Here is a 13,752-nt window from a genome sequence, read left to right as displayed (position 1 = left end):
CTATCCTCTCTGAGGTGCCCGTCCGTTCCGTCCTGCTGCTGTGCTGGCGCGACACCGGGCACCCCCAGGGCGGCGGCAGCGAGACCTATCTGCAGCGCATCGGCAGCCACCTGGCTGCCGACGGCGTCCGCGTGACACTGCGCACCGCCCGCTACCCCGGCTCCCCCCGACGCGAAATGCTCGACGGCGTGCACGTCAGTCGTGGGGGTGGCCGCTACGGCGTGTACGTGCGGGCCGGATTGGCGATGGTCGCGGCGCGCGTCGGGCTTGGCCCGTTGCGGCACGTCCGGCCAGACGTGGTGGTCGACAGCCAGAACGGCATCCCGTTCCTCGCGCGCCTGGCGTTCGGGCGGCGGTCGGTGGTGCTGGTGCACCACTGTCACCGTGAGCAGTGGCCGGTGGCGGGACCGCTGATGAGCCGGTTCGGCTGGTTCGTCGAATCGCGGCTGTCCCCGCGCGTGCACCGCGGCAACCAGTACGTCACGGTGTCGCTGCCCTCGGCACGTGATCTGGCCGACCTCGGCGTCGACGCCCACCGCGTGGCGGTGGTGCGCAACGGTCTCGACGAGGCGCCGGCCGAGACCCTGGGGTTGCCGAGGTCGGCGACGCCGCGGGTGGCGGTGCTGTCCCGGCTGGTGCCGCACAAGCAGATCGAGGACGTGCTCGACGCCGTCGCCGAACTCCTACCCCGGACACCGGACCTGCACCTCGACGTCGTGGGCGGCGGCTGGTGGGGCGAGCGGCTCGTCGCGCACGCCGCGCGGCTCGGAGTCACCGATGCGGTCACCTTCCACGGTCACGTCGACGACGTCGCCAAACACGAAGTGCTGCAACGATGCTGGGTGCACGTGCTGCCGTCGCGCAAGGAGGGGTGGGGGCTCGCGGTGACCGAGGCGGCCCAGCACGCCGTTCCCACCATCGGTTACCGCTCCTCCGGCGGGCTGACGGACTCGATCGTCGACGGCGTCACCGGGCTGCTGGTCGACGACCACGCGGAGCTGGTCTCGTGCCTGGACCGACTGCTGTCCGACCGCGTGCTGCGCGAGCAACTGGGCACCAAGGCGCAGCTGCGCAGCGGCGAGTTCTCGTGGTCGCAGAGCGCCGACGCGATGCGCGTGGTCCTGGAGTCAGTGGTCGACGGCAGGCTGGTCGGCGGGCTGGTCTGAGGGGGCCGGCGGATTGGCCAACGTCGGCGTCCCACCGATGAGGTCGTCCCAGTGCCGCCGGATCGGCGCCCACCGGTCGTCGAACGCCGCCGCCCGACGCGCGGCGCGTTCGCGCTTCTTCGGGCCGTAACGCCAGCGCGCCCACGGCGAGGTCGGACGCGCCAGCCGCACGGCGGCCACCCAGGCGACGGGGGAGACGAACAGCCCGATCAGGGCGGTGGGGTACTTACCCTTCAAGGCGGCCACCGCGACCAGCGCGAAGTTCACCAGCAGCACGCCCACCGCGGCGTAGCGCAGCGCGGCGAACTCCGGCGGAAGGTCGCGCACCTGAAACGGCGACACCCCGACGGTGGCCAGCCCCACGCACGCAGCGGCCAACGTGACCACGTTGACCGACAGCTGACCCTCCTGCGTCCAATAGACGTCCTGCAGCCGGAAGATCATCGCGAACTCGTCGAGCACCAGCGAGGCACCCACGCCGACGAACAGCGCCGCCAGATAGGTCCACACCGACAGCGGCGGCGATCCCACTCCGCTGAAGCCGCCGACGATCAACAGCACCACCCCCGGCGTCGAGTGGTGCATGTGCACGCCACCGCTGCTCACATCGTGAAACGGACCCTTGCCCGCACGGATCAGCCGCGTGATGGTCCGAGTGGTCAAGAACGTCACCACGAACGCAGTGAAGCTGAGCAGCAGCGGCCCCTTGTACCCGTCGACGACCTCGGCCTGCCACCACTCGCTGAGCCAATGCATGGCGCCTAGTACACCGCACTCTTGCGCCGCCGCGGCGTCACCGCCGCGAGCGTGCCCGCCGCGGCGGTCAGCAACGCGACCAGCCAGACCAGGTGCGCGGCGATCACGAGACCGCGGTACGGCGCCGACGGTCGGTCGCCGCCAACTCGGTAGACGGCCATGTCGTCATCGGCGTAGGCCACGGGAAGGGAGAGCCTCGGCTCAGGTCCCTCGACGACCACCCAGCCGACGCCGGCCGCGGCCAACTCGTCGCGACCCGCCCCAGACAGCACCAGTCGCTCGACCTCACGCGCCCGGGTGCCCTCGCCGGGCACCGTCCGACCACCGATGACCAGGTCGCCGGTGGTCGACACCTCGGCCGACACCCAGCGCGGCAGCGGATCCAGCACGGGTGCCGAACCGGCCCACTCGAAGCGCCGCATGCTCATCTGCGGCAAGACCGCCACCGGCCGTGGGTCGGCGTTGATCAGCGCGGCCGCCGTCGACCACCCCGCCGGATAGCGCACCGCGGTCACCTTGCCGCCGACGCCCCACGCCAGATCGGGCAGCACGGCGACCAACGCCAGGCAGCACACCGCCGCCGCCGCGCCCCGCGGCACCCGGCGCGCCAGCGTCACCACCGCCGCGGCACCGGCCACCGCGTATCCCGGCAGCGCGAGCGCGACCCATTTCTGTGCGTCGCGCAGCACGCCGAGGCCGGGGACCGTGCGGACGACGGCCTCCACCGCGGCCAATCCGGGAGCCGTCGCCATCAGGGCGGGCGCGATCACCGCCACGGCAGCCAGCACCAGCAGTGGACGTGCGCCGGGCCGCCGCACCGCGCCGGGGACGCCGACGGCCACCACGGCGAGCAGGACGGCGGTGGCGAGCAGCGCGAACAGGGTCATCCTGGTCGCGGGAACTGCCTGGGCGTTCCACATGCCGCCGAGGCCCGCGAGGCTGCCCAACGTGCCCAGACCAGGCTCGGCCCTGGCCGCGAACTCGGTCACCCCGGCGGCCTGACTCGACGACAGCGACCCCGACACCGCGGGCGCGACCAGCCACGGCAGCGCACCGAGCACCGCCGATCCCAGCGACACCGCCGCGCACCAGCGCCGCGAGCGCCCCTCGCCGGACGCCGCGCAACCGACCAGGGCCACCGTGGCCGCCAGCATCAGACCGGTCGGCGTCAGCCCCGCGACCGTGATCCCCAACGGCACCGGCCAGCCGCTGACATCGCTGGAGGCTCGCAGTCGCAGCACCGCGGCGGCCACCCACGGCAGGCAGCCGTAGCCGACCAGCAGACTCCAGTGGCCCTGCAGCAGCCGCTCGGCGACGTAGGGGTTCCACACCGCGAGGGTGGCGGCCACGAACTGGCCGCCCAGCCCGGCGTCCGGCACGACCACCTCGGCCAGCCTGGCCGCGCCCCAGCCCGCCAGCCACAGGCCGGCGACCAGCAGAACCTTGACGACCACGCCGCCGTCGACGACGTGGGAGGCCACCGCCACGAAGAAGTCCTGTGGCAGGGCCCGCGGCGCTGCCTCGGTCAGACCGAGGGCCGCGTCGGTGAGGTAGGCCCGGGGGGTCGAGACCGCATCCCGCAGGAGCAGGTAACCCGGTGCCAGCAGCGGCGCCGTGATCGCGAGGGTGAGCGCCAGCGAATACGCCGGCACCCACCACCGGGTGCGAACGATCAGACCGGTCGGTCCGGAGGCAGGTCCGACGGCCGTTGGGTGGGGATCTTCTCGGTCGCCGCCTCGGCCGCAGGCATCGGGCCGGTGTCGGTCGGTCGCCGCCCAAAGAAACCGTGGCCGGTGTCGTCCAGACCGGGATCGATCAGAGCGGACTGTGCGCGCAGCGTGAACCAGCCGAGCAGCGCGCCGCCGATGAGGGTCAGCAGGCCGAGCGCGGTGAACGTGATCGGAAGGATCCGGCCCCACAGCGCGACCACGTCACCCTCGTCGCGGGCACTGGCGACCTGCGACTCGACGGTGTCCTCGGTCGAGGTCACCTTGTAGTCGGCGAACGTCACCTCGGGCTTGAGGGCGTCGCGCGCGTAGTAGTGGAAGCCGTGTTCCTCGGCCTTGACGATGGTGCCCGACACCGGGTCGACCCAGAAGGTGCGCTGCGCGGCGTAGTAGCGCGTCATCGTGATCTGCTCGTCGGGATCACCCGGCAGACCCCACAGTTCGGCGCGGGCGGACACGACGCTGTCGGCGTCGTCGCCGTACAGCGAGGCGTACTTGACCGGCTCGACGAGCTTGCCCTCGGAGTCGTAGCCGACGTTCTGGGTGAACCGGAAGGTGTTCAGCCCGTTGACGTCCTCTTCGCCGTCGTAGTTGGCGTCATAGGCCTTCTGCGCGATCGGATCGAAGTACGGGTAGGTCTTCTTCTCGGTGTCGAACGGGAACCGGTAGGCCAGGCCGTCGTGCGGCAGGGCGACGTTGGTCGGCGGCTGCGTGTCGTCGATGCTGCGCGGCTTTTGAACCGAACCGCCGGGATTGGTGTCACTCGACACCGCCAGGGCGGTCTTGCGGTCCAGCGTCACGGTGTCGACCAGAGCCAGCAGCAACCCGTTGTCCTGCTGCTTGTCCGTGCGGCGCACGGTGTTGCCGACCTGCAGGGTCACGACGTCGGCGTTGGACGGCGACTCCACGCTGATCTGCTGCTGAAAGGACACGGGCGCGTTCTTGTCGACGACGAACTTTTGCGCATTCAGCGACGCGGGGTCGAAGACGGTTCCGGTGCCGTCGCTGACCAGCGTGGTGTCGATGTCGAGCGGAATCTTGGCGATCTTGCCCTTGGTGTACGTGGTCAGCAGCAGAGCTGCGATCAACAGGGCGGCACCGAGACCCATGAGCCCGCACGCTGCGATGCGCAGCGCTACAGCGCGGTTCAAACCGTGCCTCCTTCTCGTCCTGAGACGACTCCACTAACGCCGCCACCTGCCCCGACGGCAGTTGAGGCAAACCTGCTCGACCCTAACAGCCCACGATGAGGCCGGTGTCGAGTGCAAGGTCATCGGGCACACTGGTCGGCGTGAGCGGCGTGGCAGACGAGGTTTCCCCCCGGGGGCGGGAGGCCGACGATCCGGATGCCGTATCCGGCACGCGCAGCTTCCTGCCCGCCGTCGAGGGAATGCGGGCCTGCGCGGCGATCGGCGTGGTGATCACCCACGTCGGCTTCCAGACCGGACACACCACCTGGAGCACGGGTCGCCTGCTCGGCCGCTTCGACCTGGCGGTCGCGGTGTTCTTCGCACTGTCGGGCTTCCTGCTCTGGCGGGGTCACGCCGCGGCGGCACGCGGCCTGCGGCACACCCCGCCGACGGCGCACTATCTGCGGTCTCGACTGGTGCGCATCATGCCGGGCTACCTCGTCGCCGTGGTGCTGATTCTGCTGCTGTTCCCCGAATCCCATCCCGACCTGACCGTCTGGCTGGCCAATCTGACGCTCACCCAGATCTACGTGCCGCTGACGTTGACCTCGGGGTTGACGCAGATGTGGAGTCTGTCGGTCGAGGTCAGCTTCTACCTGGCCCTGCCGGTGCTGGCGCTGTTGGCGCGGCGGCTGCCCGTGCGGGCGCGGATCCCTGCGATCCTCGTCGTCGCGTTCGCCAGCTTCGGGTGGGGATTGATCCCGTTCTCCGTGCCGTTCGGGGTGAACCCACTGACGTGGCCGCCGGCGTTCTTCTCCTGGTTCGCCGCGGGCATGCTCATCGCCGAGCTCACCGTCAGCCCGGTCGGGTGGGCGCACCGCCTGGCCCGCCGCCGGGTCCTGATGGCGGCGGTGGCGCTGACCGCCTTCGGTCTGGCGGCCTCCCCGCTGGCCGGGCCGGCGGGCCTGGCGCCGGGCACGCTGGGCCAGTTCCTGATCAAGGTGTCGATGGGTGCGGTGGTCGCGGGCGCGCTGCTGGCGCCGCTGGTGCTCGACCGCGTGGGGACGCCGCACCGGATCCTCGGCAGCACCACGATGGTGACGCTCGGCCGCTGGTCCTACGGATTGTTCGTCTGGCACCTCGCCGCCCTGGCGATGGTGTTCCCCATGATTGGGGAATTCCCGTTCAACGGGCACATGCCGGTGGTGCTGGCGCTGACCCTGGTGATCGGCTTCGCGCTGGCCGCGGTGAGCTACGCACTGGTGGAGTCACCGTGCCGAAATGCGTTGCGCCGGTGGGAACTGCGGAAGTCTGCGTCGCCGCTGGACAGCTCGGTCACCGATGCGCCGGAGCCCGCCGTCGCACGCTAACCCGAGTGCCGACTGTGTGGCCCATGCACGGGAATCCGCCGGATTTCGTGCACGAGACCCACGCTCGCGCGCTGATTGGAGTGCGCGGTGCGCCGTAACGCCCTGCGACGGTCTGGACACAGACCGTTGTCAGAACGGTGAAGGCCGGGCAATGGGCAGAGCGAAGGGCGAATGGTGAGACCGGACAGCATGGCTCGGCACACGCGTCGAGCACAGGACGCACGATGATCGACGGGAACACCGAGGGTTTGGTTTTAGTGGTGCCTCGCCGCCCTTGCACGTCCATCACACCGCCGACGAACTGCGAATTCGTCGGGCCTCCACTGACCGTCGATGCGCTTGGCGGAGTCGCCTCCGTGCATCGAAAGCTGACGCCCACCTACGAAGAGCGCCTTAGTTGGGCCAACGGCGACGGGCACGGACTGGTCACGCACCAGTTCGGACCCTTCACCTTCGGCACGCTCAACTGCTGGGAGAATTGGATGCCGTTGTCGCGAACGGCGCTGTACGCCCAAGGCGAAGATCTTCACGTGGCGCTGTGGCCCGGCGACCTCTCCGACACCGCGGACATCACCCGCTTCATCGCACTCGAGTCGCGCTCCTACGTGATCTCGGTGTCAGGCCTGCTCCGCCGTGACGACATTCCGGACGGCATGCCGGGGGCGGAGATCATGAAGAAGGCGAGCGACGAGCAAATCAGCACCGGTGGAACGTGTATCGCCGCGCCCGATGGGACCTGGGTCGTCGAACCGATCGACTCGGCGGAAGGCCTCACCGTCGCCACACTCGATCACGGTTAGGTTCGGCGCGAGCGGCAGAATTTCGATCCCGCTGGGCATTACGGCCGACCCGACGTGACACGGCTGGTCGTCGACCGCCGCCGGCAGACGCTGGCAACCTTCACGGACTGAACACGACCTCCGCTAGCCCGAGTGCGCGGCCCACCGCGAGAGGATCTCGTCGCGGACTGCCGACCGGCGCGCCTTGCCCGCGTCGTCGCGCAAAGGCCGGTCGACGAACTCGACGGTGCGCGGCACCTTGTAGGACGCCAGCCGCTCGGCCAGGAACGCGCGCACCCCGTCCACACTCAGCTCGGTGGTGGCCTGCACCAGCGCGTAGGGCACCTGCCCCAGATCGTCGTCGGGAACGCCGACCGCCAAACAGGATGACACGTCGGGATGTTCGGCCAGGGCCGCCTCGATCTCGGCCGGATACACGTTGCGGCCGCCCACGGTGAACATGTCCACGCGCCGGTCGGAGAGGAAGAAGAACCGCTCGTCGCCGTCGTCGACGTAGTACCCCAGATCGCCGAGCGAATCCCAGCCGTCTCGGCTCGTGGCCGTCGACCCGACGTACCGGTAGGTCGGCGAACTACCGGGCGAGGGCCGCATGTAGAGCTCGCCGACCACCCCGGGCGGGCACTCGTCGCCGTCGTCGCCGAGCACCTTCATCTCACCGGCCACGACGGTCCCCACCGTTCCGGGGTGACGCAGCCACTGCGACCCCGAGACGAACGTCAGCGCCTGTAATTCGGTGCCGCCGTACAGCTCCCACACCACGTCCGGTCCAAGGAGGTCGATCCACGCCTGCTTGACCACTGGCGGGCACGGCGCGGCCAGATGCCAGAACCGGCGAATCGAGGACAGGTCGTAGGCGTCGGGGTCGGCGCGGTAGACCGGTAACAGACGCTGCATGATCGTCGGCACGGTGGCCAGGTACGTCACGCGGTGCTCGCCGACCAGACGCAGGAAGTCGTGCGGCTCGAAGTGCGTCATCACCACGAGGTGGTGTCCGAGGAGCAAACCGGCCGTCGCCGTGGTGAATCCGGTGTTGTGGTGCAGCGGCACCGACACCAGGTTGACGTCACCGGGCACCATGCCGAGGGGGTCGCCGATGGCCGCGGGCAACCGGCTGTCCCCACCCGCCTCGATGAGCTTCGGCCGTCCGGTGCTGCCACCGGAGGTCATCGACTTCCAGATCGGCGAGACCGCCTCGGGCACTGGATCATCGGACAGACCGGGGTCGGGTACGAAGTCGGCGGGCACGCTCGGCGCGACGCCGCGCGGATCGGGGCGGCCCACCACGAGCGCCCGCGGCACCAGGTCCAGGATCGCGGTGAACTCGGCGTCGGGCAGCCTCGCGGACAGCGGCTGCGGGACGGCGCCCAGCTTCCAGCACGCGAGAACCGACTCGACCCACCCGATCGAGTTGGGCATCGCGATCGTCACGTAATCGCCGACACCGACGCCGATTTCGGCATAGGCGCGGGCCAGCTGATTCGTCGAGGCGTCGAGTTCGGCGCGGGTCAGCGTCCGGCCCTCGCAGGTGACCGCCGGTGCGCCGGGGTCGGCAGCGGCCAGTGCCGAGACCTGCGTGCTGATCGGCGCGAACCCGGTGACCACGGTCAGTAGCCGCCCCGGGTCGAGAAGATCCGACGCGGGTTGTCGACCAGCATGGTGGTGAGTTGTTCCTCGGTGACGCCCCGCTGCCGCAGCGCGGGCAGCACGTCGTCGTGGATGTGCAGGTAGTGCCAGTTCGGCAGCGCCACCGGAAGAGTCTCCTCGGGCAGGGCGTCGAAGTAGCAGGAGGCGTCGTGCGACAACACCATTCGATCGGCGTGGCCTCGCTCGCACATCGTTGCGACGGTGTTCACGCGATCCTCGAAACCGAGGAAGGCGTCGACTCCGAACCGGTCCATGCCGAGGTAGGACCCCTCGGCGATGAGCTCCTCGAGGTAGCCGATGTCGGTGGTGTCCCCGCTATGGCCGATGACGACGCGGCTGAGGTCGACGCCCTCCTCGGCGAAGATGCGCTGCTGCTCCAGACCGCGTCGGGTGGCCGCATGCGTGTGCGTCGAGATGGGCACGCCGGTCTGGCGGTGAGCCTGGGCGACGGCGCGCAGTACACGCTCGACACCGGGTGTGACACCCGGTTCGTCGGTGGCGCACTTCAGGATCGAGGCCTTGACACCGGTGTCGGCAATGCCGTGCTCGATGTCGCGGACGAACATGTCGACCATCGGCTCGGGTCCGCCGAGCACTGCGCCCGGCCCGAGGTAGTGGAAGTACATCGGGACGTCGTTGTAGGTGTAGAGGCCGGTGGCGACGACGATGTTGAGTTCGGTCGCCGCGGCGATGCGCGCGATGCGGGGGATGTAGCGGCCCAGCCCCACCACCGTCAGGTCGACGATGGTGTCGACGCCGCGGGACTTGAGCTCGTTGAGCCGGACGATGGCGTCGGCCTCCCGCTTGGCGCCGTCACCCCAGCTCTCCGGGTAGTTCTCCATGATCTCGGTGGTCATGATGAAGACGTGCTCGTGCATGAGCGTGACGCCCAGGTCCGAGACGTCGACGGCTCCGCGGGCGGTGTTGAGGACTGACACTCAGTCGATGGTAGGGACGTTCTCGCGTCGCGTCGGTGAAATGGGGACCACCGATGCCGCCAACGCGGCCACCGAGATCAGGGCCAGCAGTTGGACGCCCCAGGCGTGGCCGATGTAACCGTCCACCGATCGCCACGGATACCTGCTGAGCACCGCGCCCGCGAGGGTCAGGCCGCCGGCGGCGAGGCCGAGTGTCAGCCGGTCCGAGAGGTGGGGCCGGGCCTGGAGCAGGTGCCGAAGTCCGATCGCGGCGCCCAGCACCACGAGTCCGGCGACGCCGCTCACCAGGTAACCGACGGCGAGAACCGCTGCGCCTGCGCCGAGACGACCGGGCTGCCAGGTGCGAGCACCGTCGTCGGGCTCGCGGGTCCGGCGCGCGGGCAGGAACGCCAGCAGCAGCAGCACGGGCAGCAGCGCCAGCCCGCCGATCAGGCCGATGCGGTAGGTCGAGTTGGATCCGAAGTCCAGCGTCACCAGGCCCGAGGTGTCCGCGGGCAGCACCCAACCCTGCTGCCAGCCGTTGACCGTGACGGCCGTCAGCGCCGCGCCGTCGGCCGAACGTGCCGACCAGCCGGGGTTGACGCTCTCCGGTATCACCAGGAGGCGTCGACTGCCTGACGCGGCGACGTCGACCTGCCGGTGGTCGGGTGCCCACTGGGTGGTATCGACGGGACTCGTTGCGGCACTTGGCAATGTGGCGGCCAACGGCCCGGCCAGCTGAACGCCGTCGGCGACGAAGGCAGGTCCAGGGCTGATCACCAGTTCCTGCTGTCCGGCGGGCACGTCGACGGTGGGCGTGCCGCAGGGCCTGGCGGCGACGGGCGCGCCGTCGAGCAGTGCGCCGACGGTGGTGGTCACCGACGTCTGGACGAACTGTCCCGCGATGCCGATGATCGGGCCCTTGCCGCAGGGCAAGGCGATCGTGCGGGCGCGGTTGCGGCCCGGGTCGGGGGCGGCGATCGGGGCGCCGCGGCCGTCGAGTGCGGTGACCTCGGCCAGTCCCGGGGGCTTCACCTGATCGAAGCCCAGTGCGGTGCGGTCGATCACGTCGTCCCAGTCGAGGATCGAGATCTTCGCGGTGTCGGTGACGAACGGACTCAACCGGATCGTCTGCGGACCATCGGGTCTCAGTGTGCGTACCTGCGGACCGTTGCCGAGGTCGACCGCCACCACGGTGGGGTGGGCGGGCAGTTCCGACGGACTCGGGGTCAGCCGCAGCGCGGCCACCTCCGTCGGGCGTGGAAGCTTCAGGGTGAGATTGGCCGCGGTGCGCTGCTGCACGATGTTCTGCGGGGCGGTCCACGACGTCCGCGGATCCCCGTCACCGGCCGCGTATGCCGAGCCGAGCACGTCGATGACGTCGGCGTCGCCGAGGGTGCGGGCGGTGTTCGGTTGGGCGATCAGGTCGGCGAGGTTGGGCCCCTGCCGGGCGCGCACCCACACCGTCGGCGTCAGGGTGGTCGCGGTGGGCACCGACAGCGTGCGGCTGAGGTTGACCGGCTCCTCGGGGGACTGTGCCATGGTCGCCGCGCACCGCACCCCGTCGGGGCCGTCCGCGCAGCCGGGCCGCCCGAGTAGCTCGGAACCCAGATCCCATTGCGCGACTGCCGAACCCGGCGGCGGGGCCGGCACGTCGACGGTGTGGCGCAGGCTGACCGGTTGCGCGAAACCCGAGGCGTCGTACTGGGTGATGGTGAAGTCGGTGATGCCGAATTGGACTCCGGCCGAACCGTCGTCGGTGGCCACGGCGGTGAACCGCACCCACGGCGTCTCGCCCAGCGGCAGCGCCGCGGTGAGTGGTTTGCCGGCCCGGTCGAAGCGCAGGGTGCTGGTGCCGGTCGCGGTCGAGACCTCGATGCGGCGGACCTGGGCCCCGACGGCGGTCGCGCTGGGGGTGATGCTGATGGCCGCGTTGGTGATGGGGCGGTCGAAGTCGACCTGAAGCCATTGGCCGACCGCCGACTGCAGCGAGTTCGACACCCAGCTGGTGGCCGGGTCCGCGTCCACGGCGGCGGCGGCACTCGCCGCGGGAGCCACGTTCGGCAGCGCCGTGGAGTCCGCTGCCGAACTCGACACGGTGATCCTGCCACCCGGCCAACGGCCGTAGACGATGCCGGCGCCACCGGCGGGATAGTCCATCACGCGGTTGAAGGTGTTACGTGAATCTCCCTGCGCGCGAACGGCCGACGAGTGATCGTCGACGCGGCCGTAGTCGGTCTCGCGGGCGACGGGACTGTCGGTGACGGTCACGACGGGCGCAGGCAGCCCGGCTGCGAGGGCGTCGGAGGTCAGCAGCATCGGCCCCAGCGGAGGCTGGCCCAGCAACCGCCTCCGTTCGTCGATGCGAAGCAGGGCTTCCGGCCCGCCGTCCACGCGGGCCATCGCGTCGACGTCGGACACATACGGACGCAACGGCTTCGCGCCCTCCACGTGGTAGATCTCCACCGGTGGATACGCGGGCCGCAGCCCGCTGTCGGTGACGAACCCCTTCAACGTGCCGGGTCCGACGGGATCGCCGAACTGGGCGACCTTCGTCAACCCGGGGGACTCGTCGACGACGCGGTGCACCAGCAGCGGGCGGGCCGACCGCGACGTCTCCGGGTCGAGGTCGTTGCGCACCACCAGATACGAGATGCCCTGGCGGACGAGGGTGTCGGCGAGTCCGGGTGACGGCCGGCCGGCGGCGAAGAGACGCTGCACGGAGTCCAGCGCACGGATGGTCTCCGGCGGCGTCAGCGGAATCGAATCCCGGACGCCCCAGGGGCGGTCGCCGAGCACCTGCAGCGGTTCGTCGTGGCTGTTGCCCCACGTCTGGGTGGCGAACGGTGCGCCGGGAACCACCAGCACCCGGCCGGGGACGGGACCGTCGTGCTCGTCGAGCCAGTCCGCGGCGTCGTGCCAGTACCGAGGGATGGCGGTGAAGGTGCCGGGTGGGGTCAGTCGTCCGGTCCACGCCAAGGAGGTGGCCACCGTCAGCGCGACCAGGACGACGGCGCCGACGGCGACCCGCTTGTCGCGTTCGGGGTGCGCGAGCGCCTGCAGCCAGACCGGCCGGGCAACACTGCCGGGCAGCGGCACCCGGGCCAGCAGGTGCGCGACGCCGAGCACCAACGGCAGCCGGATCAACGGTTCCAGCTTGTGCACGTTGCGAAGTGGCGTGCCGTCGGCGTCCAGGAACGTCTGGACGTAGTGGGCGAACGGGCTGCCGAGGCCACCCGAGTAGGCGACCGCCAGCAGTGACACCCCGGCGAGCAGGATCGCGATCAGTCTGCCGCGGGCGGGCATCGACCGCAGTGCGAGGCCGGCCAGACCGGCCGCAGCCACCAGCGTGGTCGCCAGCACGGCGAGGGACCCGGTGACCAGTGAGGCCCCTGCGGTCGCGTTCGGCGCGACGAACGGCGTCCAGCTGTAGGTACCCCGCAGCACCTCCACCAGCGACAGCCACTGCGTCGTCACACCGGAGGATTCGATGAAGTCGAGGAACGGCGGGCTGATCCGGCCGAGCATGAGCAGTGCGACCACCCACCACGTCACCGCGAGGGCACCGCAGAGCACCCACCACCCGGTGAAGCGCCACCACAGGCGGTTCGGGCGGTGCGACGCCCACCAGATCAGCGCCGCCAGACAGGCCGTCAGCGTCGCCACCGCGTTGACCGCACCCATCAGGGCGACGGCCAGCGCCGAGCGGGCCGCCAGGACGCGCACCGACTTCTGGTCACCCCGCATCGCCAGCACCACCGGCAGCAGCACCCACGGCGCCAGCATCATCGGCAGCGTCTCCGACGAGATCGCTCCGAGCGTCGTCAGCACCCGTGGCGACAGGGCGAACGCCACCGCGGCGACGACCCGCGAGCTGCGGCTGCCGATGCCGAGGGTCTCGGCCAGCCGCAAGACGCCCCAGAAGCCGACCGTCAGCAGCAGCGCCCACCACAGTCGCTGGGTCACCCAGCCGGGCAACCCCAGCAGGTCACCGGCGAGGAAGAACGCCCCGTGGGGAAAGAGGTAGCCGTAGGCCTGATTCTGGGCCTGGCCGAAGGGAAGGTCGCTGTTCCACAGGTTCGCGGCCCTGGCCAGGAACCGCAGCGGGTTGGCCGTCAGGTCGAGCTTGGTGTCCGGGGACGTGCGGCCGGGAGCCTGGGCGAGGGTGAGCGCGAGGGAGAGGGCTGCGACGAGCCACAGCCAGCGACGGCTGAGGGGTTCACCAGGACGTGCGGCGGGCAG

Annotated in this window: 9 protein-coding genes; 3 read left to right on the top strand and 6 right to left on the bottom strand. The window is 70.6% G+C overall.

Annotation, left to right across the window (positions count from 1 at the left end; genetic code table 11):
• Positions 1 to 14: 14 nt before the first annotated feature.
• Positions 15 to 1,166 carry a glycosyltransferase family 4 protein gene (locus ABZ195_RS17635; RefSeq protein WP_355219943.1) on the top strand — a complete coding sequence of 384 codons (1,152 nt, stop codon included), beginning with the start codon at positions 15 to 17 and terminating at the stop codon, positions 1,164 to 1,166.
• Here the strand turns inward: ABZ195_RS17635 and ABZ195_RS17630 are convergent.
• From ABZ195_RS17630 to ABZ195_RS17620, 3 genes are read right to left on the bottom strand one after another with little or no spacing between them, the layout of a single operon-like run.
• Positions 1,128 to 1,922 carry a hypothetical protein gene (locus ABZ195_RS17630; RefSeq protein ID WP_355219941.1) on the bottom strand — a complete coding sequence of 265 codons (795 nt, stop codon included), beginning with the start codon at positions 1,920 to 1,922 and terminating at the stop codon, positions 1,128 to 1,130. The two genes, ABZ195_RS17635 and ABZ195_RS17630, sit on opposite strands and share 39 nt — an antisense overlap.
• Before the next feature lie 5 nt (positions 1,923 to 1,927).
• Positions 1,928 to 3,574, bottom strand: a complete 1,647-nt coding sequence (locus ABZ195_RS17625) for a hypothetical protein (RefSeq protein WP_355219939.1) — start codon at positions 3,572 to 3,574, stop codon at positions 1,928 to 1,930.
• A 20-nt stretch (positions 3,575 to 3,594) separates the two neighbouring features.
• The gene (locus ABZ195_RS17620) at positions 3,595 to 4,800 is read right to left on the bottom strand and encodes a DUF3068 domain-containing protein (protein ID WP_355219938.1); all 1,206 of its coding nucleotides are present in this window, start codon (positions 4,798 to 4,800) and stop codon (positions 3,595 to 3,597) included.
• Between the two features lie 239 nt (positions 4,801 to 5,039).
• Here ABZ195_RS17620 and ABZ195_RS17615 point away from each other — a divergent pair, with 239 nt between their 5' ends.
• Both ABZ195_RS17615 and ABZ195_RS17610 read left to right on the top strand, forming a co-directional pair.
• Entirely contained in the window at positions 5,040 to 6,149 is a 1,110-nt protein-coding gene (locus tag ABZ195_RS17615; protein ID WP_355220328.1) for an acyltransferase, read from the top strand.
• A gap of 224 nt (positions 6,150 to 6,373) precedes the next feature.
• Positions 6,374 to 6,949, top strand: coding sequence for a nitrilase-related carbon-nitrogen hydrolase (locus tag ABZ195_RS17610; protein WP_355219936.1), 576 nt, complete (start codon positions 6,374 to 6,376; stop codon positions 6,947 to 6,949).
• A gap of 123 nt (positions 6,950 to 7,072) precedes the next feature.
• Here the strand turns inward: ABZ195_RS17610 and ABZ195_RS17605 are convergent, their stop codons facing one another.
• Genes ABZ195_RS17605 through ABZ195_RS17595 form a run of 3 tightly spaced genes read right to left on the bottom strand, consistent with a single transcriptional unit; the run spans position 7,073 to position 13,752 of the window.
• Positions 7,073 to 8,551 (bottom strand): AMP-binding protein, encoded by a 1,479-nt coding sequence (locus ABZ195_RS17605; protein WP_355219934.1) that lies wholly within the window; start codon positions 8,549 to 8,551, stop codon positions 7,073 to 7,075.
• 2 nt (positions 8,552 to 8,553) lie between these two features.
• Entirely contained in the window at positions 8,554 to 9,531 is a 978-nt protein-coding gene (locus tag ABZ195_RS17600) for a phosphotriesterase-related protein (RefSeq protein ID WP_355219932.1), read from the bottom strand.
• Entirely contained in the window at positions 9,532 to 13,752 is a 4,221-nt protein-coding gene (locus ABZ195_RS17595; RefSeq protein WP_355220326.1) for a DUF3367 domain-containing protein, read from the bottom strand.

This window comes from Mycobacterium sp. NPDC006124 (assembly GCF_040614235.1).
Lineage (GTDB): Bacteria > Actinomycetota > Actinomycetes > Mycobacteriales > Mycobacteriaceae > Mycobacterium.
This window is presented reverse-complemented; position numbering and strand designations above follow the sequence as displayed.

Bases quoted from the DNA above. Each gene is read 5' to 3' on its own strand.
- ABZ195_RS17630 (WP_355219941.1), bottom strand. From the start codon at position 1,922: ATGCATTGGCTCAGCGAGTGGTGGCAGGCCGAGGTCGTCGACGGGTAC.
- ABZ195_RS17615 (WP_355220328.1), top strand. From the start codon at position 5,040: ATGCGGGCCTGCGCGGCGATCGGCGTGGTGATCACCCACGTCGGCTTC.
- ABZ195_RS17610 (WP_355219936.1), top strand. From the start codon at position 6,374: ATGATCGACGGGAACACCGAGGGTTTGGTTTTAGTGGTGCCTCGCCGC.